The sequence below is a fragment of the Rahnella sp. BIGb0603 genome, from assembly GCF_024808755.1.
Taxonomy (GTDB): domain Bacteria; phylum Pseudomonadota; class Gammaproteobacteria; order Enterobacterales; family Enterobacteriaceae; genus Rahnella; species Rahnella contaminans.
In genome coordinates this window covers 228,746-246,653 of record NZ_JANUEX010000005.1, presented here as the reverse complement: position 1 = coordinate 246,653, position 17,908 = coordinate 228,746, and the positions used below count along the sequence as shown (strand labels likewise).

Genomic DNA, 17,908 nt, shown 5'->3' with positions numbered 1-17,908 from the left:
TGTCCGCTCTGTAAATATGTTGTGATCTGGAAAATAAACCCACTGACTACCACTAAAAAGACTAGTATGAAAAGTATTGCCCGCTGCGGGTGATAAACCCGTTCTGCCTCCCTGACCTTTACCCTCTCTCCTTTTTATGTGAACTCTAATCGCAGCTCAGGCAACTGCCTTCTCGGGTCCGCGTATGGTATGAAGATGTGAAAAAGACTGTCATTAACTGGTTCAAAAGCAAACGCGCACCGCCTGTTATTTCAATCACGCGGCGTCACCGGGCCAGCGCGCTGGAGCAACCGGTGCCGATCCGCACGGAGCTTTTCTCGGCAGATCAGATGGAACGCTACGGCGGGAAACTGGCGCTCTCGCACAAGCTCTCCGGTAAAAAACTCCCGTATTACCTGCTTAAACGCCTCGATGATAATGAAAAAGTCCTGACCCGAAGTTGTCTGATTTTAAGCAACGGAGAGAAAGCGAGCATCACGCCGGCCGGTGAATGGCTGCTCGATAACTTTTATCTGATTGAAGAACAAATCCGCCTGGTACGTCAGTTGCTGCCGAAAAACTTCGGCAAAGGCCTGCCGTCGCTCGGCGCTCCGCATTTCTGCCCGCGTATATATGACATCGCCACGGAAGTCGTCAGCCACAGTGACGGGCTTCTGGATGTCACCACGCTCACCCGATTTTTTACCACCTATCAGAGCGTCAAACCGCTGACGCTCGGCGAGCTGTGGGCATTTCCCGGCATGCTGCGGCTGGCGCTGATTGAGAATCTGCGCCGCGTCAGCATTGAAGTGGCGAATGCCCAGCAGGAACGCAATCTGGCCGATTACTGGGTCAATAAATTGCAAGACAGCGCTGAAAACGATCCGTCCGGTCAGATCATTATTATCGCCGATATGGCGCGCACCAATCCGCCGCGCACCAGCGCGTTTGTCGCCGAACTGGTGCGTCGCTTACAAGGGCATGGCTCGATGCTGGCGCTGCCGCTGACCTGGGTGGAACAACGCCTTAGCGAAGTCGGGCTGACGCAACGTGAAGTGATCGACAAATTTAACCAGCAGCTGGCCGCTAATCAGCTTTCTGTCAGCAACAGCATTATGGGTTTACGCCAGCTGACCGAAATGGACTGGGCTGATTTTGCCGAAAATCTCAGCGTGGTGGAGCAGACGTTGCACGGCGACCCGGCCGGGATTTATCCGCTGATGCATTTTGATACCCGCGATAATTACCGCCATCAGATTGAACGTCTCTCACGCAATTCCCGTCATGACGAAGCCTTTGTCGCCGCCCGCGCCGTAGCTCTGGCCCGCGAGGCAACGGTTTCTTATCAGCAACAACACGTCGGCTACTATCTGATTGATGCCGGGAGAAAAACGTTAGAGAAAGATCTCAACGCCCGTTCTTCCCTGATCACCCGTATACGCGCCAGACTGAGCCAGACGCCGCTGCTTTCGTGGCTCGGCAGTCTGTTGCTGCTGACCACGGCCGTTACCGCCGATGCGCTTTACCGCTCAGCACATCCGGCGCTGCACTGGCTTTGGTGGGCGCTGCTGATCCCGGTGGTGCTGGTCGCCAGCCAGTTTGCGCTTAATCTTCTCAGTGAAATCACCACCCGTAGCCGCACGCCGCAACCGTTGCCGCGTCTGGAATTCGCCGGGGGTATTCCTGAAAACGCCAGTACGCTGGTGGTCATTCCCTGTCTGCTGGGCAGCCAGAAAAATATTGATGCGCTGATTAACAGCCTCGAGGTGTGTTACATCGGCAACATGCTCGCGCACCTGAATTTCGCGCTGCTGAGTGATTTCCATGACAGCACTCAACGCGATAATCCTGAAAATGACGCGCTGCTGATTTACGCCACCCGCCAGATCCAGTCCCTGAACCGCCGTTATCCCGCCACGCAGGGCGCACGGTTTTCGCTGTTGCATCGCGACAGTGAACTGAATACGGCGCAGGGCGTGTGGATGGGGTATGAGCGTAAGCGCGGTAAACTGAACGCGCTGAACCGCTGGCTGCGCGATGAGGGCCAGCCGTTCTCGCTGATTGAAGGCAGCACGCAGGAACATTTGCGGCAGGTGAAATACGTGATTACGCTCGACAGCGATACGGTTCTGCCGCGCGCGACGGCGCATCAGCTGGTGGCTGCGATGGCGCATCCGCTGAATCATCCGGTGTACAACGAAAAGCTTCAGCGGGTGGTTTCCGGTTACGCCATTCTCCAGCCACGGCTGGCGGAAGAAATCCCGGAAAACGGGCAGGGACGTTACGCCGCGTTATGCAGCAGCGTGCCTGGAAACGATCCGTACTCGTCCATGTCGTCCGATATCTATCAGGATTTATTCGGCGAAGGCTCATTTGTCGGGAAAGGCATTTACGACGTGGATGTCTTTATTCAGGCCACGGAAAATACCTGCCCGGAAAATCTGGTGCTCAGCCATGATTTACTGGAAGGCTGTTACGCCCGCTCAGGGATGCTCAGCGATGTGGTGTTATACGAGCAATATCCTGACCATTATCTGGCGGATGTGGCGCGCAAAACCCGCTGGATCCGCGGTGACTGGCAGCTTCTGAACTGGCTGGGTTTACGGGTGACCCAGGAAGACGGCCAGCGCGCCCGCAATCCGCTGACCCTGCTTTCGCGCTGGAAACTGTTTGATAACCTGCGCCGCAGTCTGGTCGCGCCCGCCTTATTAATCCTCATTTTCAGCACGCTGATTCTGGTGCCCAACAAGCTTTACTGGTTCGGTTTTATCAGCTTTATGTTGCTGTTCCCTGCAGGGGTTGCGCTGGTGCTGGATTTGTTCAATAAAGGCCCGCGACGCGCGCTGATCCCGCATCTGAAAAGCGTATTTTCTGCCACCGTCAGCCGGGTCTCGCGTATTTTTCTGCACCTGATGACTTTGCCGCATGAAGCGGTTTACTCCGTACAGGCAATTTTGCTGACGCTGTGGCGGCTGAACGTCAGCCATCGCAAACTGCACGAATGGGCAAGCGTGAGTATTGGTGCCCAAAGCCGGGCGCATTCTCCGGAATATTTTTATCGCCGGATGTGGGCCAACCCGCTGGCCGGTGTGGCGGTAATTTTAGTGGCGGCGTATTCCCATCTGCCGCTGCTGGCATTCGCACTGCCGCTGGGCATTCTGTGGTTTCTGGCGCCGCGCATTCTGTGCTGGCTCAGTCAGCCAGCAAAACGTGAGATGCCGGATCTCAATGTTCTGCAACACGCTTTCCTGCGCCAGACTGCGCGCCAGACCTGGGCTTTCTTCGAAGATTTCGTCACGGAAACTGAAAACTGGCTGCCGCCGGATAACTTCCAGGAAATCCCGCAGCCCACCATTGCACACCGCACGTCACCCACCAATATCGGCCTTTCTTTGCTGGCCAATATTACCGCGTGGGATTTCGGCTACCTCACGCAAAAAGAGGTGCTGGAACGCACCAGCCTGACGCTGGATACGCTCGACAAACTCGAGCATTATCGCGGTCATCTGTATAACTGGTACGACACGCGCACGCTGGAACCGCTGAATCCGCGCTACATTTCGAGCGTGGACAGCGGCAATCTGGCCGGGCATTTACTGACGCTCAGCACCGGTTTACGGTTGTGGCGCACGCTGCCTGCGATGGATATCGGACAGTGGCTGACCGGGCTGGAAGATACCTTGCAAATGGCCGAAAAGCAGACGCCAATGCCGGTGCTGAACAAACTCCGCCAGCTGATGCCGCATACTGCGGCAAACGTGCAGGCGCTGGATCCTTTGCGGGAAATGCGCGCGCTGATCACGCCTGCAGATGGCGTCTGGCTGCAACGTCTGGCCGCACAAATTGACGCCGGTCTGGAAGAGTGGACTGAGTTTTATGGTGTGTTCCCGCCGGAAGTGCAAAGCAGCGTCCTGCCTTCATTGCAATGGCTGGCGCAACAGGATGCACGAACGCAGCCGGATTTATCCCGCGCGATCGGGCTGGCGCGTCAGCGGCTTGACATCATCCGTGAGCTGGAGAAACGCCTGAACGACCATGCGCGCATGGATTTCCAGTTCCTCTACGACAAAAACACTCATCTGCTGACCGTCGGCTATAACTGCGACGCGCATAAAATGGACAGCGGGAAATACGATCTGCTGCCGTCGGAAATCCGCCTCACCAATTACGTCACCATTGCCACCAATCAGTTGCCGCAAAAAAGCTGGTTCGCGCTGGGCCGGTTGTTCACGGTGATCGACAAGCAACCGTCGCTGATGTCGTGGAGCGGCTCGATGTTTGAATACCTGATGCCGCAGCTGGTCATGCCTGCGTATCCGGACACGCTGCTGGTGCAGATGTGCCAGACCGCGGTTGACCGGCAAATTGCCTGGGGCAGAGAGAACAAGGTTCCGTGGGGGATTTCGGAGTCCGCGTATGCCGCGTTTGATCTCAACCAGAATTATCAGTATCACGCGTTTGGCGTGCCCGGCCTCGGGCTGAAACGCGGGCTCGCCGAAGACATGGTCGTCGCGCCTTACGCCACGCTGATGGCGCTGATGATCCGGCCACAGGAAGCCTGCCTCAATCTGGCTGAGCTGGAAAATCGCGGCGCACGCGGCGAATACGGTTTTTATGACGCGCTCGACTACACGCCGTCTCGCCTGATCCGCGGGCAGATTTACATCGTGGTGCGCTCGTACATGGCTCACCATCAGGGCATGGGTTTTCTGGCGCTGGCGAATGTGCTGCTCGATGCGCCCATGAACGCGCGCTTTGCGGCGAATGCGGCATTCCAGTCTGCGCGCCTGCTTTTGCAGGAACGCGTACCGGACGCCGTGGAGCTTTACAGCCCGCGCCGTCATTTCGAATCCCACGACAGCACGCTGCAAAAAGTGAATATCGAGCTGCGCGAATTCAGCAACGCCGACAGCCCGGCGCCGGAAGTTCAGCTGCTTTCCAATACGAATTATCATCTGATGGTGACGCAGGCGGGCGGCAGCGTCAGCCGCTGGAAAGACCTGACGCTGACACGCTGGCGGGAAGATGCGACGCGCGATGACCGGGGGATATTCTGTTATCTGAGTGATCCGGAATCCGGCACGGTCACCAGCAATACGTGGCAGCCGCTCGGCAAACAAAAGGGCACGTATCACGCCGTACTGACCGATGCCGGTGCCGAGTTCCGCCGCACGCACGGTTCGCTGACGATGCAGACGCATATCGTGGTTTCACCGGAAGATGATGTCGAAATCCGCCGGATGACGGTCACGCATCATGGCCGCCATGCCCGTGAGCTGGAAATTACCACTTATGCCGAAGTCGTACTGGCACCGGCGGCTAATGACGCGGCGCATCCGGCATTCAGCAATCTGTTTGTGCAGACTGAACTGTTGCCCGCGCAGGAAGGGATTCTGTGTCATCGCCGCCCGCGCGAGCCGGAAGAACAGTGCCCGTGGATGTTCCACATGATGGCGATCCACGGTTCCGTCGAGCGGGAAACGTCATTTGAAACTGACCGCGCGCAGTTTATCGGGCGCGGCAATACGGCCTCCAATCCGCAGGCATTGCGCCGTGCCGGGGCACTCAGTAACAGCGCCGGTGCGGTGCTGGATCCGGTGATGGCAATCCGTCAGCGCATCCGCCTGAAACCCGGTGTACCGGTCATCATCGATATGGTTTACGGGATTGCCGACACCCGCCTGCAAAGTCTGGCGTTGCTGGAAAAATACCGCGATCACCATATTGCTGATCGGGTATTTGAAATCACCTGGTCGCACAGTCAGGTGGTGCTGCGTCAGCTGAATGCCACCGAGGAAGACGCGGGGCTGTTTAACCGGCTGGCCGGTGCCATTCTGTTCGCCAGTCAGGAAATGCGCGGCGATGCGCAGGCGGTCAGCGCTAACCGTCGCGGGCAATCCGGCCTGTGGGGGCAATCGCTTTCCGGCGATTTGCCGGTGGTTCTGCTGACAATGACCAGCAATGAAAATATCGGGCTGGTGACGTTGCTGATCCGTGCGCACCATTACTGGCGGTTGAAAGGGCTGAAAGTCGATCTGGTGATTCTGTGTAATGATTCCGGCGGCTACCAGCAGGCGCTGCAAAACCAGATCCTCAGCCTGGTGGCGTCCGGCGCGGGTTCCAGCCAGACCGATATTCCGGGCGGCATTTTTGTCCGTAATGGCGAACAGATGACGCAGGACGACCGCACACTGCTGATGAGCGTCGCCCGCGTGGTGATCGACGACCGCCGCGGGTCGCTGGCAGATCAGCTGAATCAGCGCATGCAGCCACCGCATGTTTCACTGCCCGCTTTACTGCCGGTACGCACGCTAAACGACAATCAGCCGGTCACGGCTCCTCCACGTGACCTCAGTTATTTCAACGGACATGGCGGATTCTCGCCGGACGGGCGTGAGTATCAGATAGTCCTCAACGACGGAGCAAATACCCCTGCGCCATGGTCGAACGTGCTCGCGAATGCGGAATTTGGCTCGGTGATTTCGGAAAGTGGTCAGGCTTATACCTGGTATGAAAATGCCCATGAATACCGCCTGACGCCGTGGGAAAACGACCCGGTCAGCGACAGTTCCGGCGAAGCGTTTTATCTGCGCGATGAAGAGACCGGCAGCGTATGGTCGCCGGCACCATTGCCCGTGCGAGGACCCGGCGGCTACGTGACGCGACACGGTTTTGGTTACAGCGTTTTCGAGCATACCGAACGGGGGATCAGCAGCGAAATGACGGTGCTGGTCGCTGAGCACGCACCGGTCAAACTGATCATGCTGACGCTGACCAACGTTTCCGGCAGGCCGCGCAGGCTTTCGGTGACCGGTTACGTCGAGTGGGTGATGGCCGATCTGCGGGTGAAATCAGCCATGCATATTGTCACCTCGGCGGCACACGTTGTGCAGGGCTGCGGCGTGCTGGCGACCAATCATTACACCAGCAACGGCTCACCGCGCACGGCCTTTTTTGCCGTGACCGGCGCACATTGTTCCGTGAGCGGCGACCGCCGTGATTTCCTCGGAAGAACAGGTTCCGCCGCATCACCCGCAGCAATGAAGACGCAGCGCCTGTCGGATAAAACCGGCGCAATGCTTGATCCTTGCGGCGCGGTACAGTCAGCGACCACGCTGATTGACGGCGATCAGCGCACCTTTACTTTTGCGCTGGGTCTGGGGCAAAACGCCGGAGACGCCGAAGCGCTGATCCATCAGTTCTTCCAGGAAGGCGCAGCACAGGCTGAGCTGGATCGCGTTCATCATCACTGGCATCAGGTGCTGGATAAAATTCAGATCACCACGCCGGATAAATCCGTCGATTTACTGACTAACGGCTGGCTGATTTATCAGACCCTCGCCAGCCGTATACTGGCGCGCAGCGGGTATTATCAGTCCGGCGGCGCGTTTGGTTTCCGCGATCAGTTGCAGGATACGCTGGCGCTGACGCATGCCGCGCCACAACGTATGCGCGAGCAGATCCTACTGTGCGCCTCGCGGCAGTTTATTGAAGGCGACGTCCAGCACTGGTGGCATCCACCGACCGGCAATGGCGTCCGCACGCGCTGCTCGGACGATTATCTGTGGCTGCCGCTGGCAATCAGTCATTATATTGCCGTGACCGGTGATGGCGCGGTGGCAAAAGAAATCGTGCCATACCTCGAATCGCGTCTGCTGGCTCCCGGCGAGGAATCTTTCTATGAACAACCTTTGGTCAGCAACACGCAGGAAACCCTGTGGGCGCACGGCGTCCGCGCGCTGAAAAACGGGCTGAAGCTGGGCGACCACGGCCTGCCGCTGATGGGCGCGGGCGACTGGAATGACGGCATGAATCTGGTCGGGCTGGGTGGACGCGGCGAAAGTGTCTGGCTGGGCTTCTTCCTCTATGACGTTCTGCAACGTTATGGCGCGCTGGCGGAAGAGCGTCAGGACGCAGAGGTCGCCACGCTTTGCCGTGAACACTCTGCGCGGCTCAGACAAAATCTCAACGATCACGCCTGGGACGGCGACTGGTATTTGCGCGGCTATTTTGACGACGGACAAACGCTGGGTTCGCATCTGAATAACGAATGTCAGATCGACGCCATCGCCCAAAGCTGGTCGGTGCTTTCCGGTGCGGGAACACCTGACCGCACCGCCAGCGCCATGCAGTCAGTAGATAAATACCTGGTCGACAATGACGCTGGTTTAATCAAACTGCTGACGCCGCCTTTCGACGGCAACGGCCCGAACCCCGGTTATATTCGCGGCTATCTGCCGGGTGTCCGCGAGAACGGAGGCCAGTACACGCACGGCGCTATCTGGGCAGTCATGGCCTTTGCGAAACAGGGCAATATTGAGCGTGCCTGGGAACTGATGGCGATGATCAACCCGATCAATCACAGCCTGACCGCAGAGGCGGTTGGCCGGTACAAAGCCGAGCCTTACGTGATTTCGGCTGATATCTATTCGGGCGCGCCGCACAGCGGACGCGGTGGCTGGAGCTGGTATACCGGTTCCGCCGGGTGGACGTACCGCCTGATCACCGAATCATTGCTAGGGATCACGCGCAAAGGCGACACCATTTCCATTCACAGCCAGCTTCCGGAAAACTGGCCGGAAATCAGCGTCGCATACCAGCAAGGCAGCAGCCGTTATCTGATTACCGTGCGCAAAAGTACGGAAGAATATCGCGTGACGCTGGACGGCAACTTGCTGGCGAATGATGAGATCCCGCTCACCGATGACGGGCAGGATCATCACGTTGACGTTGAACTGGGAAGGGGGGCTAAAAACGAATAAATCTGCGGTCTGAATAAATGTCCGGCAACAGGCACCGCCTTGTTGCCGGATTTAGCGGGGCTTTTTTGTACAAACACAAATCCTGTCTTAGAATAATTTTTACGGGCCTGATCACGCTCATATCAATGATTTAAATTTTTTAGATAAAATTATGTCTTTATAATCAAAGAGATTATCTAAATGATAAAAAATTCAAGCCGGGTTCTGTGTTTCTTCTTACTCCTTGTCGCCGTGGGTCTTCATGCCGATGAAATTAATTTATATTCCTTCAATACCGGTTCTTTTGTTTACCACCTGACCGGTAACTACGGGCAATACAACGAGTTTTTCGATAATAAATTCATGTCGGTAGAACGTAAATTCTCTGAAGACTCCAAATACAGCGCACTGGTCGGTACCATGAACAACAGCTTCGGCGACCGCTGTATTGCGCTCGGGCTGCGCCGGGACTGGATCCAGGGAGATTCCAACTGGGTATTTAAAGGCGTCTACGGTTATACCGGCGAGTTCTTTTTCGACGCTTTCAAACACTGCGGCGATGACGGTTCCTATGAGGATTTCAAAAAAGTCACCGGCATCGGATTTTCACCGTACATCTACCATGCCATCCAGTACAACTTCACCAGCTATTTCGGCGTAGAAACCGGGATCATCATTCCTTCCGTGTTTGTGGTCAGCGTGCAGTGGAGTTTCAGGTAGCGGTAAATTACAGCGGATCGTTTTCCGTCACAGAGGCAAACAGGGCATGTACTTTACCCGTCAGCTTTTATTCTGAAAAGTGGGGGGGATACGAACATCAACATTTCGTCCGCCACCGAAGTGTCACCCATTTTTGCGTCTTATAGTGAGCTCCGAAGACATTCATACCGGAGCATTTTATGATCGCTGTACTTTTCGAGGCTGACGCCTTTCCTGAACAACGGGACCGCTACTTTGAGCTGGCCGCAGAGCTAAAACCTTTGCTGGACGACGTTGCGGGTTTTATTTCTATTGAACGTTTTCAGAGCCTGAGTACACCGGGAAAAATTTTGTCGCTGTCATGGTGGGAAAATGAAGCGTCGGTGCTGGCGTGGAAAAAGAATCTGAAACATCAGGCTGCACAATCCGAGGGACGGAACACTATTTTCTCTTTTTACCGGATCCGCGTTGTTGAGGTTCTCAGGGACTATTCATCTGAAAAAGGAGGTTATTCGCATGTATGATATTCACGTTATTCTCCGCAATGCGCCCGGTGAGCTGGCGCGCCTCGGTTCTGTCCTCGGCAAAAATGGTGTAGGGCTTGAAGGCGGCGGTGTGTTTACGGCAGGCGATGAAAGCCATGCGCATTTTCTGGTTGAAGAGGGCGAGTTGGCCCGCACGGTGCTGGCGGCCGCCGGGCTGGACGTCCGGCAGGTCACAAAGCCGGTCATCAGAAAGCTGAAACAGAAACGCCCCGGAGAACTGGGTGCCATTGCCGCAGTCATCGCGCAGAACGGGATTAACATATTGGTGCAGTACAGCGATCACGATAACCGGCTGATTTTGCTTACCGATAACAATACACTGGCCACACAGGTGACAGCAGAATGGGACGTACCGACTGAATGAGTTTACCCAACGTTCGTAAAACGGATGATGACGGATTGCAGCTTGAACTGTCGTTATCCGCGGTTGCTTCGGCCATTGCTGACCCTTCGCGGGTCAGCATGCTTTGCGCGCTGATGGATGGCCGCGCGTGGACCGCGACAGAGCTGAGTTCGGTCGCCAATATTGCGGCGTCCACGGCCAGCGCGCACCTGACCAAACTCCTCAACAGCGAGTTAATTACCTGCCTTTCGCAGGGAAGACACCGTTATTACCGGCTGGCTGGCAGCGATGTCGCCCATCTTCTGGAAACCCTGATGGGGATTTCCATGAAATCCATGAAATCGCCGCAGCCCAAAACGCCGGTACATTTGCGCGTCGCGCGAACCTGCTATGACCATCTGGCAGGAAAAATCGCGGTCGGGATTTACGAATTCATGAGTAACGAAGGCTGGCTGGAACCTGACGGTAATGCGCTGACGCCCGCCGGTAAGCAGCATATTGAAAATTTAGGCGCCATTCTGAACCCGAACACCCGGCGCAAAAGCAGCTGCGCGTGTCTCGACTGGAGCGAGCGACGTTTCCATCTCGGGGGCGATTCCGGCGCCGCTTTACTGGCCGCTTTTGAGCGAAAAGGGTGGCTGAACAGAACGCCGGGCTATCGCGAAGTCACGTTTACTGAAGAAGGGAAAAGGGCGTTTTTACGCATTTTCCAGATTGATGTGAAGTGATGGATTCAGGCGCATTCCTCGGGTCAACAGATTCATGCGCGCAGGATGATATTCAGTTTGTGGTTTCCGCAGAATCTGGATGCCGCCAGTGAAGTTTTGGCGCTAAATAGCTTTGAATCTGCTCAGTCGGTTGTTCATTGATCAGGCTGATAATCATGTCAAAACAATGAATTGCCAGCGCTTTGCAATCCTGCGCGACGGTATCAATTTTCACCGTGAGTGAGTCATAAAGATAGTGATCGTCAAAACTGCACAGATGAATATCGCTCCCGAGCAGTTTGTGCTGGCTCATATAACGCAATACTCCTTCCATCAGCCCGCAGGACGCGACATACAGCGCTTTAGGCGGACGCCCGAGCCGGGCACAAAGATTGGCAAACATTTCATAACCTGAGCTGGGATGATAATTTCCGTACATTATCCATTCAGGATTCAGGCTAACACCCGCACGCTCAAGCCCCAGCTGATAACCGGCCAGACGGTCGCGCGTTGGAGAGATGCGTGGCTGGCCGCCGAGAAAATAAAACTCATCCGGATGCTTTTTTGCCACCCGCGCGACCAGTTCGGCCGAGGATTCGATGGCTTCGCACACGACCAGCGGCAATTGCGTTTCCTGCAAATGACGGTCAAACAGAACCACCGGTAACTGCTGGCTGATTTTCACGTATTCCGCATCACTGAGCATACTGGACGCCACGATCAGTCCGTCTACCTGACGCTGGATAAGGTTATTCACCACCATGGTTTCCTGACTGGTGTTCTCATCCGTGCAGGCAATCAGCAGTTGCATGCCGTTCTCGCGGCAGAGCGTTTCAAGCTCGTTGGAACAGGCCGCAAAACCGTAGTTGGTCATTTCCGGGACAACCAGACCCAGCGTGAAGCTGCGGGTGACGTTAAGTGAACGGGCGTGGATACTGGGCTGATAATGCTGCTCGGCGGCCACCGCAAGCACGCGATCGCGCGTCGTATCGGAGATGCGAAACTTCTTGCTGTGTCCGTTAAGAACCTGGCTGGCAGTCGATTTCGATACGCCAGCCAGCTCTGCTATGCCACTGATAGTGATGCGTTTGGTCTTTTTCACTGCGCCATATTCTGTTGTCCGGAAAGGTTTTTATTCTAACACGCAATCGGCTAACAGCCAGTGGCGCAGCGCAATCGGGTAATGGCCGCTGAAGTTTAATCTGGCCGGTAATACCGGGAAATAGCGTGAGGTCATCACCGCTTCCCCGTCGTTGATGAAGATCTCGATGCCCGAGCTGTCGCACATTACCGTCAGTTTGCGTAATGAGCCGTGCCAGACACGTTCTTCCGGCAATCCGGTGCGCCGGTTTTTACGCGTCAGATGCAGACAATCACCGTCCCATCTCAGCAGCAGGTCTCCGCCAAAATCAGCGCTGAAAGCCTGTACGGTTTCAATGTCCACTTCAGCACGGGTAACATCCCAAACCGGTGCGTCGTCCGCCAGCCCTTGCCACTGCTGCATGTCGCCGCGAAGAGCCTGCAATTCACGGGCAGGGCGCTGAAAAATTTTACCGGCTACAAGCGTCAGTTCGCGCGGGCAGGTCAGGGTATGCAGCCAGCCGTTTTCCACCGTGGGTTGATAAAACTCATCGCCGTCCGGGATACCCATCCAGCCGATAAGCAACCGGCGCCCCTCATCGGTTTGCGTCGTTTGCGGCGCATAAAACTCAAATCCCAGATCCAGCTCCGTGAATTCGCCATGCGGAAACTTCGCTTTTTCGGTATCCAGATGCCCGACAAAATAGCCCGACTGGAAGGTATTCAGATAACGGTCTGCTTGCGCAGGCAGACCTTGCGGACAGCAAATCAGCACGTCCTGACCGTCCAGTCTGAATAAATCCGGGCACTCCCACATGTAACCGAAATCCCCTAATCCGTTCAGATTCGATCCGGCAATTTCGCCCAGAAATTCCCAGCTGAGCAGGTCGTCAGAGCGGAGCAATAAGACTTTGCCCTGAAGGCTGAGATCTTGCGCGCCCAGCACCATGAACCAGTGGCCGCCTTTTCGCCAGACTTTCGGGTCACGCACATGACCGGTATAGCCTTCCGGTAAATCCAGCACCGGGCCGGTTTTATCAAATTCACCTTTTGCGTTTTCACGCGCCAGACACTGGAACGCGGTGCGGCTGCCATCAGGGTATTTCACGTTGCCGGTATAAATGAGCGTCAGGTGACCGTGATCGCTGACCGCAGAACCGGAATAACAGCCGTGGGTTTCGTAGGCTTCCGACGGTGCCAGCGCCAGCGGTTCGTGCCGCCAGTTCAGTAAATCCGCCGAACTCCAGTGCCCCCAGAATTTCGCGCCATGCGCACAGGCCAGCGGATTCCACTGATAGAAAACATGATAACGGCCTTTATGCTGAATAAATCCGTTCGGGTCGTTGAGTAATCCTACCGGTGGCGCAAGATGCCAGCCGGGCCGGTAAGGGTCCGACGCTGCTTTGACCTGCCCTGCAACCACGCTGCGCAGGGCTTGTTTAAGCAAGCTCGTTTCCGTCATCATTCACTCTCCGTTTTGTATTTCAGCAACAATGACAGCAGGAATGCGCTGCCAAAAGCAATTACCAGGCCAATCAGATAGCTGAGGATCGAACTGGCCTGTACGATCGCCAGCCCCGGAATACCGGTCAGGCCGACGGCCGTCATATTCACGTGCATCGCCACCACCCAGGCTCCGCCCAGCGCGCCCCCCGCCAGCGCGGCGAGGAACGGTTTCATGAATCGCAGGTTAATACCAAAAATTGCCGCTTCGGTAATGCCCAGCATGGCCGAGAAGGCCGAAGGCACGGCGATGGCTTTGATTTTGGCATCCTTCGTTTTGAAATACACCGCCAGACAGGCACCGCCTTGCGCCACGTTCGCCATTGACCAGATCGGCAGCAGGAAGTTAACGCCAATGTTCGGATTCCCCAGCAGCCCGGCTTCAATCGCATGGAAGCTGTGATGAATCCCGGTGATCACAATCACGGAATATAATCCGCCAAATACCAGCCCGGCGAACCAGCCTGCATGCGCGATCAGCGTGCTGAGCACAAACGAAATTCCGTCACCCAGCGCACGACCCGCGGGGCCGATAATCAGGAACGCGATGAATCCCGAAATGATCACCGTCAGGAACGGCGTGAGGATTAAATCCAGAGCATCAGGGATGATTTTTCGCAGGCGTTTTTCAATGAAACTCATGAACCAGACCGCCAGCAACACCGGGAATACCGTGCCCTGATAGCCGATCATCGCAATTTCAATACCAAAGAAATTCATGGTGTGGAAACCGCTGGCAACGCCCCAGGCATTGGTCAGCGCAGGGTGGGTCAGAATTCCGCCCAGCGTGGCCCCCAGGAACGGATTACCGCCAAATTCACGCGCCGCCGTAAAGCCAATCAGGATCGGCAGAATGATAAATGCCGCCGAGCTGAACATGTCGAGCATGATAAAAATCGCGCTCTCAGGATTGGCCCAGCCGTAGGTTTTCACCATGCCGAGCAGGCCCATCAGGAGACCGGAAGCCACAATCGCCGGAATAATCGGCACAAAAATGTTGGATAACACACGGGCAATACGCTGGAACGGATTCAGTTTTTGCGCCGCAATATCCGCCGCTTCAGACTTGCTGGACTCGCTGATGCCCGCCACTTTAATGAACTCGGCGTAAACCTTATTCACCAGACCGGTACCAAAAATAATCTGTATCTGGCCCGCATTGCTGAAACAGCCTTTCACGCCTTCAACTTTTTCTATGCCACCTTTATTGATCAGGCTGTCATCGGCCAGCACCAGACGCAGGCGTGTCGCGCAGTGCGCCGCGCTGGCGATATTGTCTTTGCCGCCAAGTAATGGCAGCAACTGCGTCGCAATTGCATTGATATTCATTTTGTCCCTTACCGTTTTTATTATCGACATCGCCCGGTTTAACCGGGCGCGTCCTGGTGAATCACACCCTGTTTTTTAGAACCAGGTTTCCATCTGGATACCAAAATTCCACTGTCCGCCTGCGGTAAAACCATCCGTGCCGAACGAATCGCCGGAAGAATAGCGGTCGAGATCTTTGCTCCAGTCCATATAGCTGGCGAAGAAGCGAATTTCCGGGCGGCTCAGCATGTCGCTGATATCACCCACTTTGAAGGTTGGCGCAAAGGTCAGTTTGTAGAATCCGCCTTTCACCTTGTTGTAATCGTTGTAACCCTGCGGATCGAGATCCATGTACTGATAGCTGCCTTCATACGCCAGTTCAAAGTTTTCGGTGATCTGTTGAATCAGGCGGGTGTTGAACGTCACCCATTTGTAATCATCGCCGGAGATATAGCGGTCTTTACTCTGCTGCGCCAGAACGGCAGGGGCGATGCTCCAGTTTTTGCTTAACGGCGTGATCCCGTAAGTTGCCAGACGCAGCGTATTCGCGTTATCGGTCAGATGACCGTCCGAACCCAGCGCTTTAACCTCTGCGCCCAGGCCATGACCGTAAAGCAGTGCGGTCGTGGATGTCCCGTCGCGCAGCCCGTAGAAGCTGTCCCCGTGGTACGCCAGCAGGGTGTGGAAGCCGGTATCGGCGGCATTCGTGATGCCCTGAGTGCCGGTATTTTCGCGATCCTGATTGTTTTTGGCGCGCAGGCCGCTGAGCATCCACTGGAAAGGTCCGGCGTAGTTGTTCGCCGTGACGATGTAGTTCTCAATCCGCGTATCGTCTTTATTCTTATTTTCGAGATCGTCAAAGTTACGTCCGTAAAGTGAGAAGTTACTTTTCAGGTTTTCTCCCCATTTGACGTCATAGATACCGCCACCGGTCCCGGCAAGGAAAATGATGTCGGAATCGAGGAAGTGAATGTCGAAATTATCCCGGTCAAATCGTTTACCTGCCCACAGCGTCGAATCTTTCCACGGACCACTGAACGTCGGCAAAGAGCCTAATTCAACAAACGCCTGGCGGATGTTCAGATCGCTGGTTGCACCGGTCCAGTCGTTATAACTGCGCTGGCCGTCCGCCAGCATGACTTTGTAGCGGGAGGTCGCGCCGCTGGCCAGGGTCTGGTTATGTTCCAGATTTAATTCAACGTAGGTGTTGTTTTCGTTGCCCAGACGACCCACCGCACCGCCGGTTTGCCCGGCCGGGGTCACGTACGGGCCACTTTCGGTTGATGTGCCGGAATCATTCATGATCACGCCGGAACGGGCATAGCCTGAGAATTTGAAGCCTTCAGGCGCACTGCTGGTTTTGTTGTTAATGCTGGCTAACGATTCTGTACGTTCAGCCACCTGAGCCGTTTTTTGCTGATTTATTTCCGCATTCCTGGCCACCTGACGGGTTTGTTGTTCATTGCTGGCGGTGCGTGTTTCCAGCGTTTTTACCTGTTTTTCTGCTTCAGTGGCGCGGGCTTCTGCTTTGGCGGCGCGATTCTCGGCAAGTTGCAGTCTTTTCTCCAGAGCATTCAGGCGGGCCTCAATGGCACTCACCGACGTATCCGCTCCCTGCGCGGCTCCAGAAAGAATTAATCCAATAGCAACAGCAAGATAGCGAGGTTTCATCATCATTTTTATCCCTCAGGGTAAGTGTAATTATTATGAGAAAAACCATTTTTGCTAAATTGCTAAACTGGTTTTTCTGTGCACAATAATCACCCGCACCCGATTTAATCAATGATGTTTTACCGTCATTTCCCGTATTTGTGATCCTCTTTGCAAATTATCACTAAACTCAGATAATTCATTTGTACTTGATTAGCTAAACCGGTTCTTCTATTTTACCTAACCCTGTAGCCAGACAGGGATTGAATACAGGGAATGAAAATGAAAAATCGAATTTGGGTACTGGGCGATGCGGTGGTGGATTTAATTCCGGAAGAGGATGGCCGCTTACTGAAATGTCCGGGAGGCGCGCCCGCTAACGTCGCCGTGGGGATCAGTCGTCTGGGCGGAGAAAGCGCATTTATCGGGCGGGTAGGGGATGACCCGTTTGGGAAATTCCTGAAGAAAACGCTGAGCGCTGAAGGTGTGAACACCGAGCACATGCTGCCTGACGTCAGCCATCGCACGTCAACCGTGGTGGTTGAAAACGATGCCGATGGAGAACGGTCTTTTACCTTTATGGTGCGTCCGGGTGCGGACTTATTCCTTCAACCGACGGATATTCCGGCCTTCAAAGCCGGGCAGTTTCTGCATCTGTGTTCCATTGCTTTATCCGCAGAACCCAGCCGCTCTTCCGCCGTGCTGGCGATGGCGCAGATGAAAGCCGCCGGCGGCGTCGTTTGTTTTGATCCAAATATTCGCCACGACTTATGGCCGGATGAAAATCAGCTACGCGATTGCCTGAACCAGGCGCTGTCGATGGCCGATATCATCAAGATTTCCGAAGACGAACTGGAATATCTGACGGGTGAAGCGCTACTTTCCGAGGGAATTCTGCGTTTGTGCGACCGTCATAATCCTGAACTTTTGCTGGTCACACAGGGCAAAAATGGCGTGTCGGTATACCGCAAAAAAGATGCGTCGTTGATGCAATATCCGGCACCTGAAGTGAAAACACTGGATACAACCGGTGCGGGCGATGCGTTTGTCGCCGGTTTACTGGCCGGACTGGCGCAACACTGGCCGCTGAATTCAGAAAGCGACTGGGAGCAGACACTCCGTCAGGCGCTGGCTTGCGGGGCGCTGGCAACGACGGCCAGAGGGGCCATGACGGCATTACCGGATCGCGCAAATCTGGAGCAGTTTTACGCTCTGGCGTTCTCGTAAAGGGAAACGGACAACGCAGATTTCCGGCTCACTTCACTGAAACCGGCAGATCAGAACAGACGCGCGGTCATGGCGTCTGTTCTTTTTTGAAAGTACAACACCGGTATTTTGTGCAATAAGATTTAT

The 17,908-nt window shown here is 55.3% G+C and carries 10 protein-coding genes; 6 read left to right on the top strand and 4 right to left on the bottom strand.

Annotated features, from left to right (window positions below; all coding sequences use genetic code 11):
* The first annotated feature begins 197 nt into the window (after nt 1–197).
* From M2403_RS15270 to M2403_RS15250, 5 genes are all read left to right on the top strand, one after another.
* Nucleotides 198–8,741, top strand: a complete 8,544-nt coding sequence (locus M2403_RS15270; protein ID WP_405047830.1) for a GH36-type glycosyl hydrolase domain-containing protein — start codon at nt 198–200, stop codon at nt 8,739–8,741.
* 180 nt (nt 8,742–8,921) lie between these two features.
* Nucleotides 8,922–9,440, top strand: coding sequence for a hypothetical protein (locus tag M2403_RS15265; RefSeq protein ID WP_229893226.1), 519 nt, complete (start codon nt 8,922–8,924; stop codon nt 9,438–9,440).
* A 179-nt stretch (nt 9,441–9,619) separates the two neighbouring features.
* Nucleotides 9,620–9,943 carry an antibiotic biosynthesis monooxygenase gene (locus tag M2403_RS15260; protein ID WP_152323908.1) on the top strand — a complete coding sequence of 108 codons (324 nt, stop codon included), beginning with the start codon at nt 9,620–9,622 and terminating at the stop codon, nt 9,941–9,943.
* Nucleotides 9,936–10,328, top strand: coding sequence for an amino acid-binding protein (locus M2403_RS15255; RefSeq protein ID WP_165060399.1), 393 nt, complete (start codon nt 9,936–9,938; stop codon nt 10,326–10,328). Before M2403_RS15260 ends, M2403_RS15255 begins: the two co-directional genes overlap by 8 nt.
* On the top strand, nt 10,325–11,035 hold the full coding sequence (locus M2403_RS15250) for a helix-turn-helix transcriptional regulator (protein WP_259229870.1): 711 nt from the start codon (nt 10,325–10,327) through the stop codon (nt 11,033–11,035). Before M2403_RS15255 ends, M2403_RS15250 begins: the two co-directional genes overlap by 4 nt.
* Before the next feature lie 52 nt (nt 11,036–11,087).
* On the opposite strand, the gene M2403_RS15245 is transcribed toward M2403_RS15250, so the two are convergent.
* The 4 genes from M2403_RS15245 to M2403_RS15230 all read right to left on the bottom strand — a co-directional run bounded on the left by M2403_RS15245 (nt 11,088) and on the right by M2403_RS15230 (nt 16,582).
* Nucleotides 11,088–12,116 carry a substrate-binding domain-containing protein gene (locus M2403_RS15245; RefSeq protein WP_152323905.1) on the bottom strand — a complete coding sequence of 343 codons (1,029 nt, stop codon included), beginning with the start codon at nt 12,114–12,116 and terminating at the stop codon, nt 11,088–11,090.
* Between the two features lie 30 nt (nt 12,117–12,146).
* Nucleotides 12,147–13,556: a sucrose-6-phosphate hydrolase gene (locus tag M2403_RS15240; RefSeq protein ID WP_259230170.1), complete on the bottom strand. Its 1,410-nt coding sequence runs from the start codon at nt 13,554–13,556 to the stop codon at nt 12,147–12,149.
* Nucleotides 13,556–14,926 (bottom strand): sucrose-specific PTS transporter subunit IIBC, encoded by a 1,371-nt coding sequence (locus M2403_RS15235; protein ID WP_259229869.1) that lies wholly within the window; start codon nt 14,924–14,926, stop codon nt 13,556–13,558. Before M2403_RS15235 ends, M2403_RS15240 begins: the two co-directional genes overlap by 1 nt.
* A 75-nt stretch (nt 14,927–15,001) precedes the next feature.
* Nucleotides 15,002–16,582, bottom strand: a complete 1,581-nt coding sequence (locus tag M2403_RS15230; protein WP_259229867.1) for a carbohydrate porin — start codon at nt 16,580–16,582, stop codon at nt 15,002–15,004.
* A 255-nt stretch (nt 16,583–16,837) separates the two neighbouring features.
* Between M2403_RS15230 and M2403_RS15225 the strand changes: the two genes are divergently transcribed.
* Nucleotides 16,838–17,782, top strand: coding sequence for an aminoimidazole riboside kinase (locus tag M2403_RS15225; RefSeq protein WP_259229866.1), 945 nt, complete (start codon nt 16,838–16,840; stop codon nt 17,780–17,782).
* Nucleotides 17,783–17,908 lie beyond the last annotated feature (126 nt).